Origin of the sequence: Skermanella rosea (assembly GCF_016806835.2) — a bacterium.
GTDB classification, from domain to species: Bacteria; Pseudomonadota; Alphaproteobacteria; order Azospirillales; family Azospirillaceae; genus Skermanella; species Skermanella rosea.
This window is the reverse complement of the sequence record NZ_CP086114.1, coordinates 62,680-87,690: the sequence shown is the minus strand read 5'-3', so window position 1 is coordinate 87,690 and position 25,011 is coordinate 62,680. Positions and strand designations below refer to the sequence as shown.

Annotated in this window: 25 protein-coding genes and 1 pseudogene; 21 read left to right on the top strand and 5 right to left on the bottom strand. The window is 67.4% G+C overall.

The genetic code is table 11. The features are described 5' to 3' along the window. Positions 1–262: 262 nt before the first annotated feature. Positions 263–542, top strand: a pseudogene (locus JL101_RS34045) (SDR family NAD(P)-dependent oxidoreductase); the annotation flags it as partial. Between the two features lie 442 nt (positions 543–984). On the opposite strand, the gene JL101_RS34040 reads toward JL101_RS34045, so the two are convergent. The 3 genes from JL101_RS34040 to JL101_RS34030 all read right to left on the bottom strand — a co-directional run bounded on the left by JL101_RS34040 (position 985) and on the right by JL101_RS34030 (position 3,702). Continuing rightward, complete coding sequence (locus tag JL101_RS34040) at positions 985–1,200, bottom strand: hypothetical protein (protein WP_203101010.1); 216 nt, start codon at positions 1,198–1,200, stop codon at positions 985–987. A gap of 66 nt (positions 1,201–1,266) precedes the next feature. After that, a complete protein-coding gene (locus JL101_RS34035) occupies positions 1,267–2,319 on the bottom strand; it encodes a LacI family DNA-binding transcriptional regulator (RefSeq protein WP_228435661.1) in 1,053 nt (350 codons plus the stop codon). Between the two features lie 42 nt (positions 2,320–2,361). After that, the gene (locus JL101_RS34030) at positions 2,362–3,702 is read right to left on the bottom strand and encodes a GH1 family beta-glucosidase (RefSeq protein ID WP_203101014.1); all 1,341 of its coding nucleotides are present in this window, start codon (positions 3,700–3,702) and stop codon (positions 2,362–2,364) included. Between the two features lie 193 nt (positions 3,703–3,895). Here JL101_RS34030 and JL101_RS34025 point away from each other — a divergent pair, with 193 nt between their 5' ends. The 7 genes from JL101_RS34025 to JL101_RS33995 all read left to right on the top strand — a co-directional run bounded on the left by JL101_RS34025 (position 3,896) and on the right by JL101_RS33995 (position 10,824). Next, positions 3,896–5,152: an ABC transporter substrate-binding protein gene (locus tag JL101_RS34025; RefSeq protein WP_228435660.1), complete on the top strand. Its 1,257-nt coding sequence runs from the start codon at positions 3,896–3,898 to the stop codon at positions 5,150–5,152. A 66-nt stretch (positions 5,153–5,218) separates the two neighbouring features. Next, complete coding sequence (locus JL101_RS34020) at positions 5,219–6,166, top strand: carbohydrate ABC transporter permease (RefSeq protein ID WP_228435659.1); 948 nt, start codon at positions 5,219–5,221, stop codon at positions 6,164–6,166. After that, positions 6,166–7,005 carry a carbohydrate ABC transporter permease gene (locus JL101_RS34015; protein ID WP_203101016.1) on the top strand — a complete coding sequence of 280 codons (840 nt, stop codon included), beginning with the start codon at positions 6,166–6,168 and terminating at the stop codon, positions 7,003–7,005. Before JL101_RS34020 ends, JL101_RS34015 begins: the two co-directional genes overlap by 1 nt. A gap of 11 nt (positions 7,006–7,016) precedes the next feature. Then, complete coding sequence (locus JL101_RS34010) at positions 7,017–8,102, top strand: ABC transporter ATP-binding protein (protein WP_203101018.1); 1,086 nt, start codon at positions 7,017–7,019, stop codon at positions 8,100–8,102. Positions 8,103–8,229: 127 nt separating this feature from the next. Beyond that, on the top strand, positions 8,230–9,216 hold the full coding sequence (locus JL101_RS34005) for a Gfo/Idh/MocA family protein (RefSeq protein ID WP_203101019.1): 987 nt from the start codon (positions 8,230–8,232) through the stop codon (positions 9,214–9,216). A gap of 23 nt (positions 9,217–9,239) precedes the next feature. Next, entirely contained in the window at positions 9,240–10,412 is a 1,173-nt protein-coding gene (locus tag JL101_RS34000; RefSeq protein WP_203101021.1) for a lactonase family protein, read from the top strand. A gap of 100 nt (positions 10,413–10,512) precedes the next feature. Next, the gene (locus JL101_RS33995; RefSeq protein ID WP_203101023.1) at positions 10,513–10,824 is read left to right on the top strand and encodes a DUF6356 family protein; all 312 of its coding nucleotides are present in this window, start codon (positions 10,513–10,515) and stop codon (positions 10,822–10,824) included. A gap of 19 nt (positions 10,825–10,843) precedes the next feature. Here the strand turns inward: JL101_RS33995 and JL101_RS33990 are convergent, their stop codons facing one another. After that, a complete protein-coding gene (locus tag JL101_RS33990; protein ID WP_203101025.1) occupies positions 10,844–11,326 on the bottom strand; it encodes a VOC family protein in 483 nt (160 codons plus the stop codon). Between the two features lie 118 nt (positions 11,327–11,444). Between JL101_RS33990 and JL101_RS33985 the strand changes: the two genes are divergently transcribed. From JL101_RS33985 to JL101_RS33935, 11 genes are all read left to right on the top strand, one after another. Beyond that, a complete protein-coding gene (locus JL101_RS33985) occupies positions 11,445–11,750 on the top strand; it encodes a hypothetical protein (RefSeq protein WP_203101027.1) in 306 nt (101 codons plus the stop codon). Between the two features lie 135 nt (positions 11,751–11,885). Further along, positions 11,886–13,856 carry an acyl CoA:acetate/3-ketoacid CoA transferase gene (locus tag JL101_RS33980; protein ID WP_203101034.1) on the top strand — a complete coding sequence of 657 codons (1,971 nt, stop codon included), beginning with the start codon at positions 11,886–11,888 and terminating at the stop codon, positions 13,854–13,856. A 50-nt stretch (positions 13,857–13,906) separates the two neighbouring features. Beyond that, entirely contained in the window at positions 13,907–14,176 is a 270-nt protein-coding gene (locus tag JL101_RS33975; RefSeq protein WP_203101035.1) for a BrnT family toxin, read from the top strand. Further along, on the top strand, positions 14,151–14,522 hold the full coding sequence (locus JL101_RS33970; protein ID WP_203101037.1) for a helix-turn-helix domain-containing protein: 372 nt from the start codon (positions 14,151–14,153) through the stop codon (positions 14,520–14,522). The genes JL101_RS33975 and JL101_RS33970 overlap by 26 nt, the downstream gene beginning before the upstream one ends. A 120-nt stretch (positions 14,523–14,642) precedes the next feature. Next, complete coding sequence (locus JL101_RS33965) at positions 14,643–16,235, top strand: glycoside hydrolase family 88 protein (RefSeq protein ID WP_203101039.1); 1,593 nt, start codon at positions 14,643–14,645, stop codon at positions 16,233–16,235. A 352-nt stretch (positions 16,236–16,587) separates the two neighbouring features. Beyond that, entirely contained in the window at positions 16,588–16,743 is a 156-nt protein-coding gene (gene napE, locus JL101_RS33960) for a periplasmic nitrate reductase, NapE protein (protein ID WP_228435658.1), read from the top strand. A 4-nt stretch (positions 16,744–16,747) separates the two neighbouring features. Continuing rightward, the gene (gene napF / locus JL101_RS33955) at positions 16,748–17,269 is read left to right on the top strand and encodes a ferredoxin-type protein NapF (RefSeq protein WP_203101042.1); all 522 of its coding nucleotides are present in this window, start codon (positions 16,748–16,750) and stop codon (positions 17,267–17,269) included. After that, positions 17,259–17,528, top strand: coding sequence for a chaperone NapD (locus JL101_RS33950; RefSeq protein ID WP_203101046.1), 270 nt, complete (start codon positions 17,259–17,261; stop codon positions 17,526–17,528). The genes napF and JL101_RS33950 overlap by 11 nt, the downstream gene beginning before the upstream one ends. Positions 17,529–17,544: 16 nt before the next feature. Then, positions 17,545–20,040 (top strand): periplasmic nitrate reductase subunit alpha, encoded by a 2,496-nt coding sequence (gene napA / locus JL101_RS33945; protein ID WP_228435657.1) that lies wholly within the window; start codon positions 17,545–17,547, stop codon positions 20,038–20,040. A 12-nt stretch (positions 20,041–20,052) separates the two neighbouring features. Next, complete coding sequence (locus JL101_RS33940; RefSeq protein ID WP_203104670.1) at positions 20,053–20,526, top strand: nitrate reductase cytochrome c-type subunit; 474 nt, start codon at positions 20,053–20,055, stop codon at positions 20,524–20,526. 2 nt (positions 20,527–20,528) lie between these two features. After that, entirely contained in the window at positions 20,529–21,182 is a 654-nt protein-coding gene (locus tag JL101_RS33935; protein ID WP_202684849.1) for a NapC/NirT family cytochrome c, read from the top strand. A 28-nt stretch (positions 21,183–21,210) separates the two neighbouring features. Here JL101_RS33935 and JL101_RS33930 read toward each other — a convergent pair whose 3' ends face one another. After that, positions 21,211–21,879 carry a DUF4142 domain-containing protein gene (locus tag JL101_RS33930; protein WP_203101466.1) on the bottom strand — a complete coding sequence of 223 codons (669 nt, stop codon included), beginning with the start codon at positions 21,877–21,879 and terminating at the stop codon, positions 21,211–21,213. A gap of 381 nt (positions 21,880–22,260) precedes the next feature. On the opposite strand from JL101_RS33930, the gene JL101_RS33925 reads away from it, so the two are divergent. Together JL101_RS33925 and JL101_RS33920 are read left to right on the top strand one after the other, a co-directional pair. After that, positions 22,261–24,039, top strand: coding sequence for an extracellular solute-binding protein (locus JL101_RS33925; protein WP_203101464.1), 1,779 nt, complete (start codon positions 22,261–22,263; stop codon positions 24,037–24,039). Positions 24,040–24,265: 226 nt separating this feature from the next. Then, positions 24,266–24,997 (top strand): CBS domain-containing protein, encoded by a 732-nt coding sequence (locus JL101_RS33920; RefSeq protein WP_203101463.1) that lies wholly within the window; start codon positions 24,266–24,268, stop codon positions 24,995–24,997. The last annotated feature ends 14 nt before the right edge of the window (positions 24,998–25,011 follow it).

Here is a 25,011-nt window from a genome sequence, read left to right as displayed (position 1 = left end):
CGTGAACTCCCCGGCCATGGGGTCGGCGCCGCGTGGCCCGGCGGGCGGGCCAAAGCAAGGCGGCGGCGCCGACGGGGAAGGAAACGCGCCAGTTGCCGAGACGATCCGACTTGCGCGAACGAGGGCGTGGCACCTCCCCGTAAGAGCCGCATTCGTCATCAAACGTGATAGCGGTATCGGCGAACGCCGGATTTCGGCAGGCCGGAATTCCGCCGGCCGGGGGCGATGCCGACGCCCGGTGACGGCCGCAAACGTCAGCAAACGTCATGACGGCATCACGGTCACCTGCCTGATGCCGGGCGCCACCGAGACCGACTTCTTCGAACGGGCCGACATGATGGACACCCAGGGTCGGACAGCAGAAGAAGGACGATCCCTCCGATGTCGCGAAGATCGGCTTCAAGGCGATGATGAAGGGCGAGGGCGACGTGGTCAGCGGCTGGCACAACAAGCTTCAGACGGCCATCGCGTCGGTGACGCCGTCGGGCGTCCTGGCCGGAATGCACCGCCGCATGGCGGAGCCGGGGAAGGACAAGCAATAGCCCCGGCGGAATGACGACACCCCTCCCCCCGGCAGGGGACGCATTTGTCATCATTCGTGGTGGCGTATACCGGACCTGTGCAGGCCGGCCCCAGCCCGGAGGGGCGTCGGCATCCACGGCTGTCCGGCACAGTGATTGCTCTTCAAAGGTCTTGATTGGCGGCGGTAACACCTCTTTTTCGTCATGACCGGGCTTGACCCGGTCATCTTGTCGCAGATCTCACCGGGGCTCCGTGGCCGGAGATGCCCGGATCAAGTCCGGGCATGACGACAAAAGGAAGAACATGCCGCTCGAAAAGCAACTTTTTTGATCGGCAATTATCGCGCCGGACAGCCGTGGACAGCACCGGGGTGTCAGTGTTCCATGACTTATTCAAGGTTAAAAGATCCGGCACCAGAGCGCCGGGAACAGTGTAGCGGGACTTTTGTAAGGAATAAAGTCCTTAGTCTTTCGGCTCCCGTGCCGGGCGGGTGGCTTTTCCGCCGATGCCGGCCACATCGACGTCGCTGCCGGCGATGCCGGAGCCCGTGGAGCCCGGATCGGCACCTCCGCTGAGGCCGCCGCGTCCGGAGCCGGCGATTATCGTGGGTTTCCGGACCTCGGCCGGTTCCTCGGCGTGCTGCTTCGATCCCGGCGTCGCCTTCCGATCGTCCGTCATCGTCGGTCCTTTCCTGTTCGCGGGCGTTCCCGGCTGAAACAGGAGGCGGGCGGTTTCGGCACGCCCTCAGGCGCCGGTCACGTCCTCGCTGTCGCGGAAGCGGCGGAGGTCGTCGATGCGGACATAGGGGAGGACGGTGGCCAGGGTCTCCGCCGGCCGGCCCTCCAGCAGGGCCAGGGTGTGGTGGGCCAGCATCTCGCCGACGCGGCGCTGGGGCTGGTAGTAATAGATCACCTTCTGCTCCGACAGCATGCGGAACGGCATGCCGCCGAATCCCACCACGGGCAGGCCGTCGCGGATGGTGTCGACTCCGCAGCCGATCAGCCCTTCGAGCACGCCGACCACCGACATCTGGTTGGCGCAGATGATGGCGGTGGCCGCCCCGCCCTCGGTGACGAGGCGCCGAGCCGCCTCGCGCGCCGCCCGGACCGAGAGGTCGGCCACCACGGACAGCTTGGGGTCCCAGGGCAGGCCGGCCTCGGCCAGGGCGCGCTGGTAGCCCCGCAGGCGGTAGCCGAGATATGTGAGGCCGCCCGAGGGGTTGATCAGGGCGATCCGCCGGTGGCCCTCGGCGGCGAGGCGGGTGACCGCGTCGAACACGGCCCCCTCGTCGTCGTGGTCCACATAGGCGTGGGGCGTCTGGAGCTCGGTGCGGCCGAAGCTGACGAAGGGGAAGTCGCGTTCCAGGCAGTAGCGCACCCGCTCGTCCAGCGGCAGGGTGCGGGAGAACACGACGGCGTCGGCCATGCGCTGCTCATACACCTTGCGTACGGCTTCCAGCGGCGTCTGCCTGCCGGTCTGGGCCAGGACGAGGAGGTTGTAGTGGGACACCTCCAGCCCCGCCGACAGGCTTTCGACCTGGGCCAGGAAGCCCGGATCGCCGTAGTCGCCGACCTCAGGCGCGAACAGGATCGAGCAGACCTTCATCGTCCTGCCGGTGCGCAGGTGGATGCCGCCGACATTGGGGACGTAGCCGAGGGAGGCCGCGGCCTCCTTGACCCGGGCGATGGTCTCCGGCCGCACCTCCGGCCCGTCCTTCAGCGCGCGCGAGACGGTCGTGACCGACAGGCCGAGATGGTCCGCCAGGGTCTTGAGATTGGCCTGCCGCCTCGCCGTCACGCCCAGTCCTCCAGCGCCGTGTCCGTTGGCCTTCCGCATAGCTCAGAACTGGCCCCCGGGCAAAGCGTTGCCGGCGATGACGGCGCGCATGAAGTCGAAGGACGCCTTGGGCGTCCGCTTCTGCGTGCGGTAATCGACGTGGACCAGACCGAACCGCTTGTCGTAGCCGCGCGCCCATTCGAAATTGTCGAGCAGGGACCAGGGCATGAAGCCCCGGATGTCGGCCCCCTCGGCCATGGCCCGGTGCAGGTTGGCGAGATAGTCCTTGTAGTAGGCGATCCGGTCCTGGTCGTCCACCCGGCCGTCGGCCTGCATGCAGTCGAGGAAGGCGCCGCCGTTCTCGGTCACGTAGACCGGCGGGTTGCGGTAGCGGTGCTTCAGGATCATCAGCGCCTCGTAGAAGGCGCTCCCGTCGATCGCCCAGTTCATCTCCGTCCGGCGGAAATAGAACGGGGGCTCGGCATGGCGGAACGGCCAGGCCTCGCCGGACGCCGCCTCCACATAGCTGGGGAAGTAGTGGTTGACGCCGAGGAAATCGACCGGGCGGCTGATCTCCTCCAGGTCGCCGGGGGCGACGTGCTCGGCGAAGCGGTCGGCCAGCGAGGCGGGGTAGCGGCCGAAATAGACCGGGTCCAGGAACACGCCGTTCCACTTGTCCTCGAACAAATCGGCCAGATGGGCGTCGCGTTCGGCGAACCGGGGCAGGGGGCGGGCCTTGTGCATCGGCAGGACGAAGCCGACGCCGGCCCGGGGCGTCAGGTCGCGCAGCGTCGCGACCGCCCGGCCGTGGGCCAGGTTGATGTGGTGCGCGGCCCGCACGGCGGCGCGCGGGTCGGTCAGGCCCGGCGCGTGCCGGCCCTCCTCGTGGCCGATCCAGGCGGAGACGCTGGGCTCGTTGAAGGTCACCCAGTTCTCGACCCGGTCGCCCAGCCGCCGGGCCATGACCTCGGCATAGTCGGCGAACCAGGAGGCGCTGTCGCGGTTGGTCCAGCCGCCCCGGTCCTGGAGCGCCTGGGGCAGGTCCCAGTGGTACAGGCAGGGCCAGGCGCGCAGGCCGCGCTCCAGCAGGCCGTCGACCACGCGGTCGTAGAAGTCGAGGCCCTTCTCGTTCAGCCGGCCGGTGCCTTCCGGCATCACGCGGGGCCACATGATCGAGAAGCGGTAGACCGAGGCGCCCAGCGTCCGCAGAAGGTCCAGGTCCTCGGGGTAGCGGTGATAATGGTCGCAGGCGACCGAGCCGTCGTCGCCGTTCGCGACCTTCCCCGGCGTGGCGCAGTAGGTATCCCAGATGCTCCGGCCGCGCCCGTCGTCCGGCGCTCCCCCCTCGATCTGGTAGCTGGACGTGGACACTCCCCACACGAACCCCTCGGGGAAACGTAGCATCGCGGAACCCTCCCGGTCTGGCACGCCGCTGCGGCGCGTTCGAAATTCGTAACGTTACGATGTCGATGGTAACGCCGGGTAAGAGAGCTGACAAGGGCGTTTTCTGCATTGACAATCATCGGCTCAAGGTCATACTTGCCGAAAATCGAAACGTTACGATCCAAAACGGCGGATCGATTCAGGGAGGGTCCGGATGCGTGTTTCCATGCTGATGACAGGGTTGGGGACGGGGCTGGCGGTCGCTGTGGCGACCGGGCTCGCGGCGCCGGCGGCCACGGCCCAGACGGCCGAGGTGCTGCACTGGTGGACGTCGGGGGGCGAGTCCGCCGCCCTGGGCGAGGTCCGCTCCGCCTTCACCGCGCGCGGCGGGACCTGGAACGACACCCCGATCGCCGGCGGCGCCAACGCCCGGGCCGCCGCGGTCAACCGCATGATCGGCAACGACGCCCCGGCGATCTTCCAGTTCTCGATCGGCGAACAGCTCAAGGAGCTGGCGGCGCAGGGCTTCGTCGGCGACGTCCAGGAGGTCGCGGCGGCCGGCGGCTGGGACGCGGTCCTGCCGCCCCTGATCGCCCGGATCGCCAAGGAGGACGGCAAGTACATCGCCGCACCCCTGAACATCCACGGCGAGAACTGGATGTTCTACAACACCGCCGTGCTGGAGAAGGCCGGGGTGGCCGTGCCCAAGACCTGGCCGGAATTCCTGGAGGCCGCCGGGAGGCTGAAGGCGGCGGGCGTGACCCCGATCGCCCTGGGCGGCCAGCCCTGGCAGGAGCGGGTGCTGTTCAACACCGTGCTGCTCGGCGTCGGCGGGCGCGAGCATTACGCCAAGGTCTATGGCGACCTGGACGAGGCGGCGATGGAATCCGACGCGATGCTGGAGGCGTTCAGCACCTTCGCGGCGCTGCGCGGCTTCGTGGACGAGGGCAGCCCGGGCCGCCGCTGGAACGAGGCCACCGCCATGCTGATGCGCGGCGACGCGGCCTTCCAGTTCACCGGCGACTGGGCCAAGGGCGAGCTGGTGGCGGCCGGGATCGAGCCGGGGACGGCGGTCGGCTGCATGCTGGCCCCGGCGAAGGACGCGGCCTACATCATGGCGGTCGACGCCTTCTCGTTCGGCGCCACGTCGGACCCGCAGGTCAAGGCGGCCCAGAAGCTGATGGCCGAGGTCATCATGGACCCGCAGGTCCAGATCGCCTTCAACCGGCGCAAGGGGTCGATCCCGGTCCGCACGGACGTGACCGATCCCGGCTTCGACAGCTGCGCCAAGCTGGCGATCGCCACCATCAAGGACCCCGCCACCCATCTGGTCAGCACCGGGCTGTTCGGCGTCTCCAGCGCCGTCTCCGGGGCGATCGACGACGCCATATCGCAGTTCTGGAACAGTCCCTCCATGACGCCGGAACAGGGGCGCAGCCTGTTCGTGCAGACCATCGGGGACGCCCGCTAGGGCGCCCCGGCCTTCCGATCGCATGACCGGCCCGGTGATCCTCCGGGCCGGCGATGGAGCATTCCCATGTCCCATGCAGAACAGAGCCGGCCGGCGATCCTGATGGCCGACGGCGGCGCGCCGGCCGTCCGGCCCCGATGGCGGCTGGCGCCCCTGACGGCGGCGCGGATCGCCCTTATCCCGGCGGCGGTCATCACGATCGTCTGCTTCTACGCCTTCATCGTCTGGACCTTCGTGATCTCGCTGACCCGGTCGCGCCTGCTGCCGGTCTATGATTTCGTCGGGTTCGACCAGTACCGCCGGCTGTTCGCCAGCGCCCGCTGGTGGACCGCCATGGAGAACCTGGCGATCCACGGCACGCTGTTCATCGCGGGCTGCACGGTCGCGGGCTATGCGCTGGCGATCATGATCGACCGGGGCGTCCGGGCCGAGGGGTTCTTCCGGACGGTGTTCATGCTGCCGCTGTCCATGTCGTTCATCGTGACCGGCCTGATCTGGCAATGGATGCTGAACCCGGTGTTCGGCATCCAGGACGCGGTGCGGGACCTGGGCTGGGAAGGGTTCGTCTTCAACTGGATCGTCCAGCCGGACCGGGCGATCTATACCCTGGCCATCGCCGGGATCTGGCAGCAGGTCGGGCTGTGCATGGCGCTGTTCCTGGCGGGGCTTCGGGGCGTCGATCCCAACGTCTGGAAGGCCGCGCGGATCGACGGCATCCCGACCTGGCGGGTCTATACGGACATCGTCACCCCGATGCTGCGGCCCGTGTTCTTCACCGTCTTCGTGCTGCTGTCGGCGCTGGTGATGAAGTCGTTCGACCTGGTCGTCGCGCTGACCGGCGGCGGGCCGGGCTTCGCGTCGGACCTGCCGGCGCGGTTCGTGGTCGACCATATCCTGAACCGGCAGGAGCTGGGCCTGGGCGCCGCCGGCGCCTTCATGATGCTGTGCACCGTGGTCGCGGTGATCGGCCCCTACCTGTACCGGGAAATCCACAAGAGCCGGGGGGCACGGTAATGCGCTACCAGCGGGTCGTCCTGTATCTGCTGCTCGGCACGGCGGCGCTCGCCATGATGGCGCCCCTGCTGATCATGTTCTCCACCTCGCTGAAGCCGATGGACGAGATCCGCGGCGGCAGCCTGTTCGCCCTGCCGCAGGCCCCGACGCTGGAGGCGTGGGGCAAGGCCTGGGCCGGGCGCGACGGCGGCAGCGGCGGGCTGTCGGGGCAGTTCGTCAATTCCTTCGTCATCGTGTTCCCGGCGCTGTTCCTGTCGGTCGGCCTGGGCTCGCTGACGGGCTACGCGCTCAGCCTGTGGAAGCTGCGCTTCGCCAACCTGCTGTTCGCGGCGGTCCTGATCGGGCTGTTCATCCCGCCGCAGGTGACGCTCTACCCGATGATCGTGCTGGTGCGGGAACTGGGGCTGTTCGGCACCGTGCCGGGGCTGGTGCTGGTCCACGTGGTCTGGGGGCTGGCCTTCGTGACCCTGCTGTTCCGCAACTTCTTCCAGTCGGTGCCGGCGGACCTGATGAAGGCGGCGCGGATCGACGGGGCCGGGTTCCTGGCGATCTTCTGGCACATCATGCTGCCGCTCTCGCTGCCGGTGTTCGCGGTCGCGGTGATCCTCCAGTTCACCTACATCTGGAACGACTTCCTGCTGGGGCTGACTTTCAGCGGGCGCGGCAGCCAGCCGGTGACGGTGGCGCTCAACAACCTCGTCGGATCGCAGTTCGGCGAGCAGGAATACAACGTCAACATGGCGGCGACGATGCTCGCGGCCCTTCCGACCGTCCTGGTCTACCTGTTTTCCGGGCGCCTGTTCGTGCGCGGCATCGCCGCCGGCGCCGTCAAAGGATGAGGACCCAACCCATGAACGGCGTGACCCTCGAAGACGTGCGCAAGAGCTATGGCCACCTGACCATCATCGACGGCCTGGACCTGGAGGTGGAGCACGGCGAGTTCCTGGTCCTGCTGGGGCCGTCGGGCTGCGGCAAGTCCACCCTGCTGAACATGATCGCGGGGCTGGAGCCGACCACCGGCGGGCGCATCCTGATCGGCGGACGGGACGTGACGAAACTCGAGCCGGACGAGCGGGACATCGCGATGGTGTTCCAGTCCTACGCGCTCTACCCGACCATGTCGGTGCGCCGGAACATCGGCTTCGGCCTGCGCATGCGGGGGACGCCGAAGGCCGAGGTGGAGCGCAAGGTGGCGGAGGTCGCCCAGCTCCTGCGGATCGGCCACCTGCTGGACCGGCGCCCGTCCGAGCTGTCCGGCGGCCAGCAGCAGCGGGTCGCGATCGGCCGCGCGCTGGTGCGGCAGCCCAAGGTCTTCCTGTTCGACGAGCCGCTCAGCAACCTGGACGCCAAGCTGCGCGCCGACATGCGGATCGAGCTGAAGCGGCTGCACGAGCGGGTGGGGCGGACCATGGTCTATGTCACCCACGACCAGATCGAGGCGATGACCATGGCGACCCGGATCGTCGTGATGGACCAGGGGCGGATCCAGCAGTGCGACAGCCCGGAGGAGGTCTACGACCGGCCGGCCAACCGGTTCGTCGCGTCCTTCGTGGGGGCGCCGACCATGAACTTCCTGGAGGGGAGGCTGGGGCCGGCGGGCGACCATGTCGGGCTGGTCTGCGGCGGCGCCACGATCCCGCTGCCGGGGCTGGCGCCGCCCTCGGGGTCGGGGGAGGGCAGGCCGATCACGCTGGGTTTCCGGCCGGAGCATATCCGCATCGCCGAGGGCGGCGGCGGGGGATCGTTCGAGGCGCGCCCGATCATGGCCGAGCCGACCGGCCCCGACATGTATGTTCTGCTCGCCACCGGGGCTGGGGAGGTCACCGCCCGCATGGCCCCGAACCAGCGGATCGAGCGCAACGCGCCGCTGCCGGTGATGCTGGACGGGGGGCGGGTGTCGCTGTTCGATCCGGAGGACGGCCGGCGGCTGGGCTGAAGCTTCGGAGTGTTCGACTTCTGTTTCTTGGCCACAGATGACGGCGATGGATAAAGATAAGCATTCATCTGAGCCCATCGCCGTCATCTGTGGCAAAGAACGAAAAACTCAGGGAGGGAAGGCCGTCATGGAACCCGTGCGCTGGGGTGTCCTGGGCACCGCGAAGATCGCCGTCGAGAAGGTGATACCCGGTTTCCGCCGAACCGATACCGCCGAGGTGGTCGCCATCGCGTCCCGCGATGCCGGCCGCGCGCAGGCCTGTGCCGCGCGGCTGGGCATTCCGAAGGCTTACGGCGGCTACGAGGCGCTGCTGGCAGACGATGCCGTGGAGGCGGTCTATATCCCGCTGCCCAACGACCAGCACGTGCCCTGGGCGATCAGGGCCGCCGATGCCGGCAAGCATGTGCTGTGCGAGAAGCCGCTGGCGCTGACCGCAGCGGAGGCCGAGACGCTGGTCGCCGCGCGCGACCGCACCGGCCGGCTGATCCAGGAAGCCTTCATGGTCCGCCACCATCCCCAGTGGCTGCGGGTCCGCGAGCTGATCCGGGAGGGGCGGATCGGGACGCTCCTGGCGATGACCTGCACCTTCAGCTACCACAATGCCGATCCGGCCAACATCCGCAACAGCGCGGAGCAGGGCGGCGGCGCGCTGTACGATATCGGCTGCTATCCCGTCATGCTGGCGCGCTGGCTGTTCGGCGCCGAGCCGGAGCGGGTCGCGGCCCTGGTCGAGCGCGATCCGGACCTGGGGATCGACGTCCTGACCTCCGCCCTCATGGCGTTTCCCGGGGGAGGGCAGGCGAGCTTCACCGTCTCGACCCGGATGGTGCCCTACCAGCGGGTCCATTGCCTGGGCAGCCGGGGGCGGATCGAGGTGCTGATCCCGTTCAACGCGCCGCCGGACCGGCCCTGCCGGATCCTGGTCGACGACGGAAGCCGGCACGCCGACGCGTCGGCCGTGGCGGAGGACATGGACGCGGTGGATCAGTACGCCCTCCAGGCGGCCGACTTCGCCCGGCTGCTGAGGGGCGGGCTGGCGCCGGACTATCCGCTGGAGGATGCCGTGGCGAACCTCCGCGTCATCGAGGCGTTGTTCAAGGCGGGTTCCAAGTAGACAAGAAAACGGGAGGAACGACCATGCAGATCGACCGCCGCCAGTTCATGGTGGCCGCAGCGGGTGCTTCGGCCATCCTGGCGTTCCCCGAACTCGCTTCAGGCAGGACCATGGCACGATACGCTTATGTCGGCTCCTACACCAAGGATCCGCCCGGCGGGGGCAGCGACAATCCCGTCGGCCTCTCGGTGTTCCGGGTCGATCCGGATACCGGCGCCTTCACGCTGATCCAGCAGGTGCCGAGCGCCAACCCGTCCTTCGTGGCGCTTCACCCGTCGGGGAGTTTCCTCTACGTGGTCAACGAGATAGACGACTATCAGGGCGGCAAGGCGGGTTCGGCGGAGGCCTATGCCATCAGCCCAGGGACCGGGACCATCTCCCTGCTGAACCGGCAGTCGGTGGTGGGCCATATCCCGGCGCACCTGGCGGTCGATCCGTCTGGGCGGCATCTGGTGGTCGCCAACTACATGGGCGGCAACTTCGTCGCCCTGCCGATCGAGGCGGACGGCAGGCTCGGCCCCGCGAGCGGCGAGTTCATGAACAAGGGCAGCGGCCCCAACCCGGAGCGCCAGGAGGCGCCGCACCCGCACGCGGTCACCTTCGATCCGGCCGGCCGGTACATCGCCACGGCCGACCTGGGCATCGACAAGGTGCAGATCCTGCGGCTGGAGGGCGGCAGGCTGTTCCTGGTGAGCGAGGCTTCCATGGCGCCCGGAGCCGGCCCGAGGCACGTGGCGTTCCACCGGGACGGGCGCATCCTGTATGTCCTGAACGAGCTGAACGCGACCATCACCGCGCTGGAATACGACCCGGCCACGGGCGAGCTCGGCCGCGGGCTCCAGACCGTGCGGACCGAACCGGCCGGCTACGCCGGTCCCCAGAGCACCGCCGAGATCGCGGTCCATCCCGACGGCAGGTTCCTCTACGCCTCCAACCGGGGGCACGACAGCATCGCGTCCTTCGGGATCGACGCTTCCAGCGGGCTGTTGTCGCCGATCGGGCATACCACGGCCGGCATCGCCTTCCCGCGCAACTTCGCCATCGATCCGGGCGGAACCTGGCTCTATGTCGCCAACCAGAAGGGCGACGACATCGTGCAGTTCCGGATCGACCGGGAGTCCGGGCGGCTGACGCCCACCGGGACCGTGACCCGGTCGATCACGCCGGTGGCGATCGTGTTCCGGCCGGCGGGCTGAAGCAACTGAAACAACTTCATGGGGCCGTCGAAGTCATTTGGAAACTTCGCGGCCCTATAAGGATGCCTCGGATCGTATAGTTCGGAAGGAGCGGGGCATCATGATTTCCAGGACGATCATGGAAGGGCGGCAAAACCTGGGAGCGCCGGCCGGTATACGGCTTTTTACGGATCATCCCTCCGCGGTGGGGGAGTCCTACCTGGAGCACCTTATCTTCGCGGTCGGGTTCGGACTTCGGATGCTGGGCGGCGGGCTGGCGTGCTGCGTCCACGGCGTGCTGCCGTTCCTGTTCGTCACGACCGGCGGCCGGACCGTCCTGGATCTCCACGGCGTCCTGGCGCGCAAGCGCGCCGGATGGATCGCCCGGAACCGGAGCGCGTCGGCGCCGGAACCGCTGGAGTACGAGATCTGAGCGGATCGGTGCGGTCCCGCTATTCCAGCAGGCGGGCGACCTCGTCCTCCGCGATGTCGAGGCTGCCGGCGTTGATCTCGATGACGTTGCGGTCGGGGTCGAGCAGGTAGATCTGGGGAAAACCCGCGGTCGCCCGGGGACTGACCTTCATGCCGTTGAGCGCGCCGGCGCCGGGGGTTCCCGCCTTCCGGTAGCCCTGGGCGATCAGGTGGAGCAGGGCGGCCCGGTAGCTGGCGACGCGGATCGCGAAATGGATGTCCCGCGCGTCGACCGGCTTGTCCTCCCGGAAGGTCGAGCCGGTATCCTGGATCAGATGAAGCTGGCCCGGGCCCAGGGAGAACCAGGCGCCCGGGAAATCGAAGTCCGGGCGGTCGATCTGCCTCAGCCCCAGGACGTCCCGGTAGAAGGCGGCGGAGCGCGCCGCGTCGCGGACGGGCAGGCTGACATGATGAAGGGCGCCGGAGAGGGCCGGGGCCGTCGGGGTGTCTGGGTCCTGAGCCATGGCGGCGTTCTCCCTGGCAGCGTGGGTGAAAGGCCGTTATTACCATGGTATTCGGCGGGGCCAGTCACCAGATGTCCTGAAGCGGCCGGTACACGGATGCGGGGCCGCGGGAGGTGGAATGATGCGCTCGCTCGTCGCCTTTTTCCTTGGTGCACTGCTGGTAGCCCCCCTGTCGGCCGAGGCGCGCGACAGGTCGGGTTCCGTCGTCGTGGCGCCGCCCGGATCCACCGTGATCATCATCCCGCCGACGGGTCAGCGGCATTATCGGAGCCGGATCGACCGCTTCGACCGGCAGCGCTCCCTATACGACCGGCGGCAATACCAGTCCTTCGGCGGCCCGCGCTGGACGACGCCGGGCTTCAGCTCTGGGTTCACGACGCCCGGTTTCGGCTCGAGCTTCGGCGCGCAGCGCTGGAACCGGTGACCTCCGCCCGGAAACGACGGTTTAAATTCCTCCCAAGGCACCAACAACATCCTTGAAGGGTTAGTTGCTCGGCTGCGGCATGCCCGCCGGGGCGGCCCAGGATTCGTCAAGAAAAAACGACGGGGAGGATGTGCTATGACGAAACAGGAGAAATCCGGCTCCGCGGGTCATCCCCTTCTCGGCGGCGGGCCGCTTCCGTCGGGCGGGCCGGTGGCCGCCCGGGGCAAGATCGTGTCGGCCGAGGACGCCGTCCGCCTGATCCGCGACGGCGCCACGGTGGCGACCGGCGGGTTCGTCGGCATCGGGTTCGCCGAGGCCATCGCGGTGGAGATCGAGCGTCATTTCCAGGCCCACGCCCGGCCGCGCGACCTGACGCTGGTCTATGCAGCCGGCCAGGGCGACGGCAAGGAGCGCGGGCTGAACCATCTGGGCCATGACGGGCTGGTGCGCCGGGTGGTCGGCGGGCACTGGGGCCTGTGCCCGCGGCTCCAGAAGCTGGCGATCGACGGCAGCATCGAGGCCTATAACCTGCCGCAGGGCGTCATCTCCCATCTGTTCCGCGACATCGCGGCGGGCAAGCCCGGCTGCATCACGCGGGTCGGCCTGGACACCTTCGTCGATCCGCGCCACGGCGGCGGCAAGATCAACGACCGCACGACCGAGGATCTGGTCGAGCCGATCACCCTGCACGGCCAGGATTACCTGTTCTACAAGGCCTTTCCCATCGATGTCGCGATCCTGCGCGGCACCACCGCCGATCCCGACGGCAACATCACCATGGAGAAGGAGGCGCTGGTCCTGGAGGCGCTGGCAATCGCCACGGCGGCCCGCAACTCCGGCGGCGTGGTGATCGTGCAGGTCGAGCGCATCGCCGACCGCGGCAGCCTGGATGCCAGGAGCGTGCGCATCCCCGGCGTGATGGTGGACTGCGTCGTGGTGGCGCCGCCCGACGAGCACTGGCAGACCTTCGCGACCCGCTACGATCCCGCCTTCGCCGGGGAGATCCGCGTGCCGATCCGGGACGTCCCCGTGATGGAGATGGGGCCACGCAAGATCATCGCCCGGCGGGCGGCGTTCGAGCTGCCGGCCAACGGCGTGGTCAACCTGGGCATCGGCATGCCGGAGGGGGTCGCCAGCGTCGCAAACGAGGAGCGGATGCTCGAGTTCATCACGCTGACCACGGAGCCCGGGACGATCGGGGGCCTTCCGGCCGGCGGGCTGAACTTCGGCGCCGCGCGCAACATCCAGGCGCTGGTGGACCAGCCGGCCCAGTTCGACTTCTACGACGGGGGCGGGCTGGACGTGGCGTTTCTCGGCATGGCCCAGGTGGACCGGGCGGGAAACGTCAATGTCAGCAAGTTCGGCAGCCGGCTGGCCGGGGCGGGCGGCTTCATCAACATCAGCCAGAACGCCAAGAAGGTCGTCTTCGTCGGCACCTTCGCGGCCAAGGACGTGCCGAAATTCGTCGAGGAGGTCGAGCACCGCACCTTTAGCGGCCGGCTGGCGGGCGAACGGGGGCAGCCCGTGCTCTATGTCACGGAGCGCTGCGTCTTCCGCCTGTGCCCCGAGGGTCTGGTGCTGACCGAGATCGCCCCGGGCCTGGACCTGGAGCGGGACGTCCTGAGCCGGATGGCCTTCCGCCCGATCATCCGGGAGGAGCCGAAAGTGATGGACGGCCGCCTGTTCCGCACCCAGCCGATGCGCTACCGGGACGAATGGCTGAGCCTGCCGCTGGAATCCCGTTTCGTCCTGGACCCGAAGACGAACGTCTTCTTCATCAACCTGGAGGGCTATGTCGTCCGAAGCGCGGACGACGTGGCGAAGATCCGGCGAGCGGTCGAGGGCCACCTGGCCCCGCTCGGCCGCAAGGTCCGCGCGATCGTCAACTACGACAACTTCGTGATCCTGCCGGAGGTGCTGGACGACTATACCGACATGGTCAAGGGTCTGATGGACCGCTTCTACAGCGACGTCAGCCGCTACACCACGAGCGCCTTCCTGCACATGAAGCTGGGCGACGCCCTGAGCCGCCGCGACGTCGCCCCGCACATCTACGAGAGTCGGGAGGAGGCGGAGAGCTTCCTTCAGGCGTCGGGCGGGAGCTGATCAAGATCATACGCCATTGACGCATATACGCCATTGGCGCATGATGTATCATGTTCGAATGGGACGAAGCGAAGAGTGACCGATGTCTGCGTGAGCGGGGGTACAACTTCGCCTTCGCGTCCGGCATCTTCGACGGGCCGATCCTGGAATGGGACGATGACCGAAGGAACTACGGCGAGCGCCGGGTCGTCGCCGTCGGTCGGGTCCGGGGATTCGTCCTCGTCGTCGTTTACACGCTGCGAGGTGACGTCCGGCGCATCATTCCATCATGGCCCGCCAAGAAGGAGATCCGCGATGTCTATCAAGCGCTTCACGGCTGAAGAGGCCCGGCGGCAGGCCCGTGTCGACCTGGACCGGCTCAAGGAAGCGTACGACGCGGACATGGGCGCCGCCGAGGAGGAAGCGGAGATCGATCCTCTATCCGGGCCGGAGCTGATGGCGAAGGTCGAGAGGGGAGAGGCGCGCACGAGCGGATCGATGGACGTGGCCGCGATCCGGGCGAAGACCGGCCTGTCCCAGGGACGGTTCGCGCGGACGTTCGATATCAGCGTAGCCACCCTGCGGAACTGGGAGCAATCGCGCCGTGTCCCTGAGGGTCCGGCGAGAACATTGCTCCGCATCATCGACCGGGAACCTGACGCAGCCATGCGCGCACTCAAGGAGTAGGCGTCGAAGCACTTCCGTGTACCGACGCCATGCACCCGTCGAGACGGCGACAGGCCTCCTTCGCAAGCGTTACGATTCCTGGAAAACGGATCGGATCGCGACTGCTGGAGGGAGAAGGCCATGGACCGCCTGGAATCCGTCACGACCGGCGGCATCCCGCGGCGCGGGTTCCTGAAGGGGATGGGGAGTGCCGCCGCGCTGGCGGGCGGCGGCAGCCTTTTCGGAATGCCCTTCCTGGCCGGCCCCGCGGCAGCGGCCACCACCACCTACCAGGCCGAGACCGCCAGGATCCATCGCGGGGTCCTGGAGACCATCCATGGCGGCTTCTCCGGCACCGCCTACGTCAACGCGTTCCAGGAAGCCGGAAGCTACGTGGAGTGGCTGGTGACCGTGCCGCGGGCGGTAACCGCCACCCTGGTGATCCGCTATGCCAACGGATCGACGGGCAGCCGGCCCATGGCGGTGCGGGTCAACGGCTCCGTCGTCGATGCGGCGCTCTCCTTCCCGGCCACCGGAAGCTGGCCGTCCTGGGCGACGCGCAGCCTGACCGCCGCCCTGCGTGCCGGTTCCAACACCGTCCGGCTGACGGCCACGACCGGCAGCGGCGGCCCCAACATCGACCTGCTGGACGTCAACGACGGGACCGACTGGGGGCGGGCCATGGTGGAGTCGACGCTGGCGCGCAATCCCGATCCGGCGGCTTTCGGGTCCTGGACCTATTACAGGGCCTTCTACCTGCTGGGCCAGTACCGGGTGTACCAGCGCACCCGGGACGGCCGGTATCTCCGATACATCCGGGACTGGGTCGACCGCCACGTGGATGCCGCCGGAAACATCGACGTGCCGATCAACCTGCTCGACCACATCCTGCCCGGCAACCTGCTGCTGATCCTCCATCGCGAGACCGGGCTGAACAAGTACCGGCTGGCGGCGGACAGGGTACGGCGCGTCTTCGATACGTATCCCCGGACCACCGACGGGGGGTTCTGGCACTCGACCGGCTTGGTCGGGCAGTTGTGGCTCGACGGAACCTATATGGCGCTTCCGTTCCTGGCCCGTTACGGGCGGGCCTACGGAGGCGCCGCCGGCGCCTATGACGAGACCGTCAACCAGCTCCTGATCTATGCCAGCCACCTGAAGCACCCGACCAACGGGCTGCTCTACCACGGATACGACGAGCAGGGCGATCCGGCCTGGGCCAACCCGGCGACCCGGCGGTCGCCCGAGTTCTGGGGCCGGTCGATCGGCTGGTACGGGATGGCGCTGATCGACGTGCTGGACATCATCCCGGCCAGCCATCCCCGACGCCCGGAACTGGTCGCCCTGGTGAAAGGTCTCGTCGCGGCGCTCGCCCGTTTCCAGGACCCGACGACCGGCCGCTGGTTCCAGGTCGTAGATAAGGGATCGCTGGGCGGAAACTGGCTGGAAACATCGTGCTCCTGCATGTTCACCTACGTCATCTCCAGGGCCATCGAGCGCGGCCATGTTCCGGCCGCCGCTTTCGCGGCCGCTGGGCGCAAGGGTTTCCTGGGCGTCCTTGACCAGGTCTCGCTCGGCACCGACGGCCGGACCAACCTCCGCAATATCTGCGTGGGAACCGGCGTCGGCGACCTCGCCTATTACCTGGCCCGCCCCCGGAGCACGAACGAGGTCCACGGCCTGGGCGCTTTCCTGGTCATGCATGAGCAGGTCCTGGCGCAGAACTGGCGGTAGGCAGGCGCGATGCCGGACGCCAGGAGACGCTTCCCGTTTCCTGCACAGTCCCGGTCAAGATAAAAGATTTGAAAATGATTGATCTAGATCAATGATATTGACGATTATTCAGCCAAATTGACAAATATCAAGAGGGTATTAGATAAAAGTCGGTTCCTTGGCCGAAACTGTTAACAAAACAAAGAATTTGAGGGTTTCTTGTTGCCCTGAAACCGGCTTTTTTGCTTTTCAATTTACGTTTTTTGTGCGTTATTGTGCTTCGAGCCCAGCCAATGGCAGTCCAAGAAGTGGCCGAGGGATAAGCAGAGTGACAGACGAAACAACAGCCGGAGTATCCGTCGGGAAAACTCCCGTGGAGGGGGCCGTCAAGCGGCGGGAGATCCTCATGTTCCTGCTTCTCGCCTTCGTCATCTGGCCGTTCGTGGCCGTGGCGGTCGTGGGGGGCTATGGCTTCATCGTCTGGATGTACCAGCTCGTCGCCGGACCTCCGGGGCCGCCGCCGGTCTAGCATCATGTCCGAGAACAGGATCGATCCCGGGCGGCGCGGCTTGCTGAGAGGACGGCTGCGGCGCGGGCCGGTGCCCGTGCGGCCGCCTTACGCCTCCGATGCGCGCGTGCTCGACGCCTGCGTTCGATGCGGAGCGTGCGCGGACGCCTGTCCGGAAGGCATCGTCGCGGCGGGCGACGGGGGATACCCGGAGGTCGATTTCCGGAACGGCGAATGCACCTTCTGCGGCGACTGCGCCGAGGCCTGCCCGGTCCCCGTGTTCGACCTGACGCAGGGGGCTCCCTGGTTCCAGGCAGCAACCATCGCCGATACCTGCTTCGCCAGGATGGGGATCGTCTGCCAGAGCTGCCGCGACGCGTGCCCGACCGGCGCGATCAATTTCACCATCGGGCGGGGCGGCCCGTCCCGGCCCGATGTGGACGCGTCAGCCTGTACCGGATGCGGTGCGTGCGTTTCCCCGTGTCCGGCCGGGGCGGTGACGGTCGTTTCCGCAGGGGGCCAAGAGGGAACAAGCAATGTCCGATGAAGTCCATATCTCGAGCCTGGTCGTCCAGGCTCTCCCGGAGTTCATGGATGCCGCCAGGGGAGCCGTTTCGGCTATGCCCGGGATCGAGGTCCACGCCGCGGAGGCGGGGAAGATGGTGGTCACGCTGGAGACCGCCGACGAGGGGGAAATCGTCGCCCGGATCAGCGAGATCAGCCTGCTGGACGGGGTCATGGCGGTCAACATGGTCTTCCATCAGGTGGACGGGCACCAGGTGGACGGGCCGGATGCGGCGGATTGAAAGTCAGGGGGAAATCGTGAAACTGACGCGAAGAGACTACATCAAGGCCAACGCGGCCGCGGCGGCCGCGGCCGCGGCCCAGATCAGCCTTCCGGCCGCAGCCCAGCAGTCCCTGGTCGCCGGGCAGGACGCGAAGCTCAAATGGTCCAAGGCGCCCTGCCGGTTCTGCGGCACGGGCTGCGGCGTCATGGTCGCGGTCAAGGACGACCGCGTGGTCGCCACCCACGGCGACATCAAGGCCGAGGTCAACCGGGGCCTGAACTGCGTGAAAGGGTACTTCCTGTCCAAGATCATGTACGGACAGGACCGCCTGACGACGCCGATGCTGCGCATGCGGAACGGCGAGTACCACAAGGACGGCGAGTTCCAGCCGGTGTCGTGGGAGCGCGCCTTCGACGAGATGGCCCGCCAGTGGAAGCGGGTGCTGAAGGAGAAGGGGCCGACGGCGGTCGGCATGTTCGGATCGGGGCAGTGGACGATCTGGGAAGGCTATACCGCGAGCAAGCTGATGCGCGCCGGCTTCCGCTCCAACAACCTGGACCCCAACGCCCGCCACTGCATGGCCTCGGCGGCCGTCGCCTTCATCCGGACCTTCGGCATGGACGAGCCGATGGGCTGCTACGACGACATCGAGGCGGCCGACGCCTTCGTCCTGTGGGGCTCCAACATGGCGGAGATGCATCCGATCCTGTGGACCCGGGTGACGGACCGCCGGATCTCGGCGCCCCACGTCAAGGTCGCCGTGCTGTCCACCTTCGAGCACCGCAGCTACGAGCTGGCCGACGTGCCGATGGTGTTCAAGCCGGGCACCGACCTGGCGATCCTCAACTTCATCGCCAATCACATCATCCAAACCGGCCGGGTCAACCGGGAGTTCGTCGACAAGCACTGCAACTTCCGCATGGGCCAGACGGACATCGGCTACGGCCTGCGGCCGGAGCACGTGCTGGAGGTCAGGGCGACCGGGGCGAAGGAGGCGACCGCCTCGACGCCCAGCAGCTTCGACGAGTTCGCCAAGCTGGTCGCCACCTATACGGCGGACTACACGGCGGAACTGACCGGCGTTCCCAAGGAGCGCCTGCTGGCCCTGGCCGAGCTGTACGCCGATCCCAGGACCAAGGTCATGTCGTTCTGGACCATGGGGTTCAACCAGCACGTCCGCGGCGTCTGGGCCAACCACATGATCTACAACATCCATCTGCTGACCGGGAAGATCTCGGAGCCGGGCAACAGCCCGTTCTCCCTGACCGGCCAGCCCTCGGCCTGCGGCACCGCGCGCGAGGTCGGGACCTTCTCCCACCGCCTGCCGGCCGACATGCAGGTGACCAACCCGGAGCACCGGAAGAAGACCGAGGAGATCTGGAAGCTGCCGGCGGGGCTGCTGCCGGACAAGCCGGGATACCACGCGGTCCAGCAGGACCGCATGCTGAAGGACGGCAAGCTCAACGCCTACTGGATCCAGGTCAACAACAACCTCCAGGCGGCACCCAACTCCGACAACGAGACCTATGTCGGCTACCGGAACCCGGACAACTTCATCGTGGTGTCGGACGCCTATCCGACCGTGACCGCGATGGCGGCGGACCTGGTGCTGCCGGCCGCCATGTGGGTCGAGAAGGAAGGCGCCTACGGCAACGCCGAGCGGCGCACCCACTTCTGGCACCAGCTCGTCCCGGCACCGGGCGAGGCCCGCTCCGACCTGTGGCAGATGATGGAGTTCTCGAAAAGGTTCACGACCGACGAGGTGTGGCCGGCCGAGACGCTGGACCGGAACCCGGAATACCGGGGGAAGACGCTGTTCGACGTGCTGTTCGCCAACGGTGAGGTAAACAGGTTCCCGCTGGAGGACATGGACCCCGAGTACGAGAACCGGGAGGCCCGGGCCTTCGGGTTCTATGTCCAGAAGGGCCTGTTCGAGGAATACGCCTCGTTCGGCCGCCATCACGGGCACGACCTGGCCGACTTCGACGAGTACCACAAGGTCCGCGGCATGCGCTGGCCCGTCGTGGACAACCAGGAGACCCGCTGGCGCTACCGGGAGGGCCTGGACCCCTACGTGAAGCCGGGAGAGGGCATCCGCTTCTACGGCAACCCCGACGGCCGCGCGATCATCTTCGGTTTCCCGTACGAACCGCCGGCCGAGGCGCCGGATGCGGAATACGACCTGTGGCTGGTCACCGGCCGGGTGCTGGAGCACTGGCATTCCGGGTCCATGACCATGCGGGTGCCCGAACTCTACAAGGCGGTGCCCATGGCGCTGGTCTACATGCACCCGGACGACGCCGCGGCCCGCAAGCTGCGCCGGGGTTCCGAAGTGCTGGTCCAGTCGCGCCGGGGCGAGGTCCGCCTGCGCGTCGAGACCCGGGGGCGCAACAAGCCGCCGCGCGGCCTGGTCTTCGTGCCCTGGTTCGACAGCACCCGCCTGATCAACAAGGTGACGCTGGACGCCACCGATCCGATCTCCAAGCAGACCGACTTCAAGAAATGCGCGGTCAGGATAACCGCGGTGTAAGGGGCGGAAGCCATGAGAGTACTCTTCTACGCCGCCCTCGCGGCACTCCCGGTGCTGGTGCCGGCCGTCATCTCGGCCCAGCAGCCGATCCAGACCCCGTTCCGCCCGCCGGTCACGTTCACCGACGAGCTGCCGGCCCCCCCGATCCCGGCGGACGTGACCGACGACCGCAGGGTTTCAAGGAACTATCCGGAGCAGCCCCCGGTGATCCCGCACAATGTGCGCGACTACCAGATCAACCTGAACACCAACCGCTGCCTGACTTGCCACAGCCGGCAGTTCACCGAGGCGGTGCAGGCGCCGATGATCAGCATCACCCACTACATGGACCGCGACGGCCAGATGCTGGGGCAGGTGTCGCCGCGCCGGTACTTCTGCATGCAGTGCCACGTTCCCCAGACCGCGGCGCAGCCCTTCGTGCCGAACGAGTTCAAGGATATCGACAGCCTGATCAGCAGGCCCTCCGGCGGGGGTGAGAACAAATGAGGATGAAGCTGCCGGGATTCCTGGTGCATCCGTGGCGCACCTTCTCCAGTCCCAGCCGGTATCTCAGCCTCGGCTTCCTGACGCTCGGCGGGTTCGCCGCCGGCGTCATCTTCTGGGGCGGCTTCAACACGGCCCTGGAGGCGACCAACCGGGAGGCGTTCTGCATCGGCTGCCACGAGATGAACGCCAACGTCTACGAGGAGCTGAAGACGACGATCCACTTCTCCAACCGGTCCGGCGTGCGGGCGACCTGTCCCGACTGCCACGTGCCTCACGAATGGACGGACAAGATCGCCCGGAAGATGCAGGCGTCCAAGGAGGTCTGGGGCAAGATCTTCGGCACCATCGATACGCGCGACAAGTTCGTCGCCATGCGGCGCGAGCTGGCCGAGCACGAGTGGGCCAGGCTGAAGGCCAACAACTCGCTGGAATGCCGGAACTGCCACTCGGCGGAATCCATGGACATCACCAAGCAGGGCGCCAGGGCGGCCCGGGTTCACCAGGCATACCTGTTCACGGGCGAGCGCACCTGCATCGACTGCCACAAGGGCATCGCGCACCAGCTGCCCAACATGGACGGCGTGCCGCCGGGCTGGAGCGAGGTGGACGCCGGCAAGGGAACGCTGGGCCACTGGCTGGCGGAAGCGGAACGGTAGGACCGCCGCGCCGGTCGAGTGCCGGCCGTCAGGGCTCGGCCCCCTCGGCCTCGTCCGAATAGGGGGCCTGCCGCCGTTGCGGGGTCGCCTCGCTCGGCTCGGCAGCCTGGTCGGGCACCGCCCCGAGCGGACCCTGGGCGATCGGCCGGACCTCGACCCGCAACGCCTGTGCCGCGGCCAGGTGCTCCTCCAGCACCGGCACCGCTTCCGCGCCGATCCGCCGCAGGACCGGAGCGGAAGCGTACCCCGCCAGGCGCGCGTACAAGTTATGGTGCCGCATGTGGTCCTGGGCGACGCCCACCGCATAGACCTCGTCGAAGGCGGCACCTCGGAGCGTCTTCAGCCGCCCGATGACCGACGCCTCGCTCTCGTTCGGGCCGGAGGGTATCTCGGCGCCGATTTCGCGTGCCGCCTGGATCAGCCGCTCGTTCAGCTTTCCATGTTGTTCCAGCATGAGTTCGGCGAAGGAATGCACCGCGTCCGCCTCGGCGCGCTCTTCGGCGAGCCTGGCCATCTCGATCTCCGCCAGACCCCGCTGGATGGCTTCCTGGACCAGCATCTCGTCCAGATGAAGGGTCTGCTCCTGCGCCTGGGGAGGGGATTCCTGGGCCAGTGCCGGGAAACTCGCCGGAATCCCCGCACCGGCAATTGCGATGGTGAGGGCGCTCACCGTGCCCGGGCGCATCAAGCTTGGCATGGGGCCTGATCCTTCTTGTTGTCGGCTACAGCCCACTTTGCAACAGGCCGGACACCGAAGAGTCGCACATCCTGCCGCCCACGATCGGCAGACGCTTTCCAGCATCGTTCAGTCGTCCATGTATCCGAACGAGTAATCTCGTGATCCGAATACAGTCAATTCGACATACATACCCTATAGGAGGTGTTTGCGATCGGGGATTGACAGACCATATTGAAGGTAACTTGAGTCAAGAGCCGTGAAAGAAGGCGGATGGACACCCTGCTCACGCGTTCGGTTACAGGCTTGGTTATTGTATGCTCGCTGCTGACTTCTTCACTGCTTTGCGGAGAGGTAGCGGCAACCAGTCACCCTCAGCCAACCTCGACTGTAACCTCGACGATGGCTTCCGCGGCGGAGGCGGGTTCGACGCCTGGTCTGTCAAGGCTGTTCGCCATCGGGGAAGGAGACGACGGGCAGTATCCGATCGGGTTTCAGCATTTCGAATATGTCAATCCGAACGCGCCCAAGTCGGGCACGCTGCGTCTCTCGCAGATCGGGTCGTTCAGCAACCTTCAGCCCTTCTCCATCCGTCCCTGCGGGGCGGAGGCCGATCTGCTCTATGACCGGCTGTTCGTCTCGCCGCGCGACGATCCCCTGACCGCCTATCCGCTCGTCGCCAGGAGCGTGGCGATCGCGGACGATCGGTCCTCCGCGGTGTTCACCCTGAACCCGCTGGCGCGCTGGCACGACGGCAGCCCCGTCACCGCCGAGGACGTCGTCTTCACCTACGAACTCCTGACCAGCAGCGAGAGAGCGCTTCCGTATTTTCGCATCGCTTACAAGGACGTCACCGGTGCCGAAGCCATCGACCCCCTCTCGGTGAAATTCTCCTTCGTGCCCGAGAACGCCCAAAGCACGGTCTTCATGATCGCGAGCATGCACGTGCTGCCGAAGCATTACTACACGGAGCGCAAGTTCGGGACCGACACCCTGGAGCCGCCGCTCGGGAGCGGCCCCTACCGGATCGAGCAGGTCCTGCCGGGAAGACGGATCGTCTATCGCCGGGTGGCGGATTACTGGGCGCAGAATCTGCCGGTCCGCAGGGGCATGTACAATTTCGATACGTGGACCGTCGACTACTACCGCGACGTCAATGCCAGATCCCAGGCTTTCATGGCCGGCCTGATCGACATGGTCGTCGAGTTCAACCCGGCCCGCTGGTCCCTCTACGACGGGGTCCCGGACAGGAGCGGCCTGCCGGTGGTCAAGGCCGAAGCCCCGCTTCGCGGAGCCTTGGGCAGCATGAATTTCGTCTTCAACCTGCGCAGGCCCCCGTTCGACGACAGGCTGGTCCGGGAAGCGGTCACGCAGCTCTTCGATCACGAGTGGATCAACAGGGTTCTCCAGGGCGGCTGGACGCAACGCAACTACAGCCAGTTTCCCAACTCCGACCTGGCCGCCGCGGGGAAACCGACGCCGGCCGAACTGACCCTCCTCCTGCCCTGGAAATCCCATCTCAGAAGCGAGATCCTCGAAGAGGCCTATCTCCCGCCGGCCGGCGGCGGCAGCGGCTACCAGCGCGACGCGCGGCGCGAGGCCTTCGACCTGTTCGGCAAGGCTGGCTATCACGTCCGGGACGGCCTGCTGGTGGACGGCACGGGCAGGCAGCTTTCGATCGAGATCATGACGGCCGGCCCGGAATCCCGGAATGTCCTCCTTGCGTTCGTGGCCAGCCTGCGCAGGGCGGGGATCGATGCCCGGCTGCGGCTGGTCGAGACGGCCCAGTTCGAGCAGAGGTCCCGATCCGATTTCGATTTCGACATGGCGTTCCAGTTCTCCCGGTCCACCGACCTGCCCGGGCCCGAGATGGCGCATTACTGGGGTTCCCCGTTCGCCAACGAACGGTTCACCGTCAACGTCGCGGGCGTGCAGGATCCGGTCGTGGACGACCTGGTCGCCAGGATCGGAAGCGCCTCGTCGCGCGAAGACCTGATCGCGGCCAGCCGCGCCCTGGACCGCGTCCTGATGTGGAACGCCTATATCCTGCCCGGCTGGTATATCGGCACGGTCCATTATGCCTACTGGGACCGGTTGAGCCGTCCGGCCCGCATGGCGGGATCGGCCGTCCCCGACGATGTCGGCTGGCCCGCGGTCGAGACCTGGTGGGAAAAGCAGTGACGGCGACCGGTTCGTGCCCGGACCCGGTGAAAATCGCTTCTACCTTGCGGAATCCCCGGTATGCCTCCGGCCCGGGCAGGCGCATGATTCCATCGAGGCGCGAGCTTCCGCTCCGGGCGATCCATCCGCCGGGCCATCCGCCTCGATCAGGAACGCAGCTGTCCGAAGAGCAACCATCCGGAGGACAGCGACCCAGGGGCATGCAGTTGACAGCGGGAGGGAAACGATGCAGGCCAGCGATATCATGACGCGGCAGGTCATAACCATAGATGCCGACAGCACGGTCGCGGAGGCGGCCAAGCGCATGCTCGACCATCACATCAGCGGCATGCCCGTGGTGGACGGGGAGGGCCGCGTGGTCGGGATCATCAGCGAGGGCGATCTTCTGCGCCGGTCCGAGATCAACACGGCCCACGATGCTTCCGGCCGGCGCAAATCATGGTGGCTCGGCTTCTTCGCCGGCCCTTTCGCGCAGCAGCCCGAGGAACTGGCGGACGCCTACGCCAAGGAACACAGCCGTGCCGTGCGGGACGTCATGACCCGCAACGTCGCCTGCGTGAATGACGCCGCCTCGCTGGAGGAGGTGGTCAGCACGATGGAGAGCCGGCGGATCAAGCGCGTTCCGGTCGTGAGCGATCACCGTATCGTCGGGATCATCAGCCGGGCGAACGTGATGCGGGTCCTGACCTCGACGGCGCCGGCCATCCCGATGCCGACCACCGACGACCGGCGCCTGCGCGAGAGCGTCATCGAAACGTTCAGGGCGCAGTCCTGGGCGCCCGAGTTCGGGGAGAACGTCGTCGTGAAGGAGGGCGTCGTGCAACTCTCGGGGAGCGTCAGTTCCGAGGCCCACCGCAAGGCGCTGGTGGTCGCGGCGCAGAACGTTCCCGGCGTCAAGGCCGTCGAGGACAGGATGGACGTGATCGATTATCGCGCCGAGGGACAGCTGCTCGATTGACGGGAGCCGGCTCC

What these genes read in the sequence shown, in the direction of transcription:
- JL101_RS34040 (WP_203101010.1), bottom strand. Translation starts at nt 1,200, where the DNA reads ATGACGGACGATCGGAAGGCGACGCCGGGATCGAAGCAGCACGCCGAG.
- JL101_RS34030 (WP_203101014.1), bottom strand. Translation starts at nt 3,702, where the DNA reads ATGCTACGTTTCCCCGAGGGGTTCGTGTGGGGAGTGTCCACGTCCAGC.
- JL101_RS34025 (WP_228435660.1), top strand. Translation starts at nt 3,896, where the DNA reads ATGCGTGTTTCCATGCTGATGACAGGGTTGGGGACGGGGCTGGCGGTC.
- JL101_RS34020 (WP_228435659.1), top strand. Translation starts at nt 5,219, where the DNA reads ATGTCCCATGCAGAACAGAGCCGGCCGGCGATCCTGATGGCCGACGGC.
- JL101_RS34015 (WP_203101016.1), top strand. Translation starts at nt 6,166, where the DNA reads ATGCGCTACCAGCGGGTCGTCCTGTATCTGCTGCTCGGCACGGCGGCG.
- JL101_RS34010 (WP_203101018.1), top strand. Translation starts at nt 7,017, where the DNA reads ATGAACGGCGTGACCCTCGAAGACGTGCGCAAGAGCTATGGCCACCTG.
- JL101_RS34005 (WP_203101019.1), top strand. Translation starts at nt 8,230, where the DNA reads ATGGAACCCGTGCGCTGGGGTGTCCTGGGCACCGCGAAGATCGCCGTC.
- JL101_RS34000 (WP_203101021.1), top strand. Translation starts at nt 9,240, where the DNA reads ATGCAGATCGACCGCCGCCAGTTCATGGTGGCCGCAGCGGGTGCTTCG.
- JL101_RS33995 (WP_203101023.1), top strand. Translation starts at nt 10,513, where the DNA reads ATGATTTCCAGGACGATCATGGAAGGGCGGCAAAACCTGGGAGCGCCG.
- JL101_RS33990 (WP_203101025.1), bottom strand. Translation starts at nt 11,326, where the DNA reads ATGGCTCAGGACCCAGACACCCCGACGGCCCCGGCCCTCTCCGGCGCC.
- JL101_RS33985 (WP_203101027.1), top strand. Translation starts at nt 11,445, where the DNA reads ATGATGCGCTCGCTCGTCGCCTTTTTCCTTGGTGCACTGCTGGTAGCC.
- JL101_RS33980 (WP_203101034.1), top strand. Translation starts at nt 11,886, where the DNA reads ATGACGAAACAGGAGAAATCCGGCTCCGCGGGTCATCCCCTTCTCGGC.
- JL101_RS33975 (WP_203101035.1), top strand. Translation starts at nt 13,907, where the DNA reads ATGTTCGAATGGGACGAAGCGAAGAGTGACCGATGTCTGCGTGAGCGG.
- JL101_RS33970 (WP_203101037.1), top strand. Translation starts at nt 14,151, where the DNA reads ATGTCTATCAAGCGCTTCACGGCTGAAGAGGCCCGGCGGCAGGCCCGT.
- JL101_RS33965 (WP_203101039.1), top strand. Translation starts at nt 14,643, where the DNA reads ATGGACCGCCTGGAATCCGTCACGACCGGCGGCATCCCGCGGCGCGGG.
- napF (WP_203101042.1), top strand. Translation starts at nt 16,748, where the DNA reads ATGTCCGAGAACAGGATCGATCCCGGGCGGCGCGGCTTGCTGAGAGGA.
- JL101_RS33950 (WP_203101046.1), top strand. Translation starts at nt 17,259, where the DNA reads ATGTCCGATGAAGTCCATATCTCGAGCCTGGTCGTCCAGGCTCTCCCG.
- JL101_RS33940 (WP_203104670.1), top strand. Translation starts at nt 20,053, where the DNA reads ATGAGAGTACTCTTCTACGCCGCCCTCGCGGCACTCCCGGTGCTGGTG.
- JL101_RS33935 (WP_202684849.1), top strand. Translation starts at nt 20,529, where the DNA reads ATGAAGCTGCCGGGATTCCTGGTGCATCCGTGGCGCACCTTCTCCAGT.
- JL101_RS33930 (WP_203101466.1), bottom strand. Translation starts at nt 21,879, where the DNA reads ATGCCAAGCTTGATGCGCCCGGGCACGGTGAGCGCCCTCACCATCGCA.
- JL101_RS33925 (WP_203101464.1), top strand. Translation starts at nt 22,261, where the DNA reads ATGGCTTCCGCGGCGGAGGCGGGTTCGACGCCTGGTCTGTCAAGGCTG.
- JL101_RS33920 (WP_203101463.1), top strand. Translation starts at nt 24,266, where the DNA reads ATGCAGGCCAGCGATATCATGACGCGGCAGGTCATAACCATAGATGCC.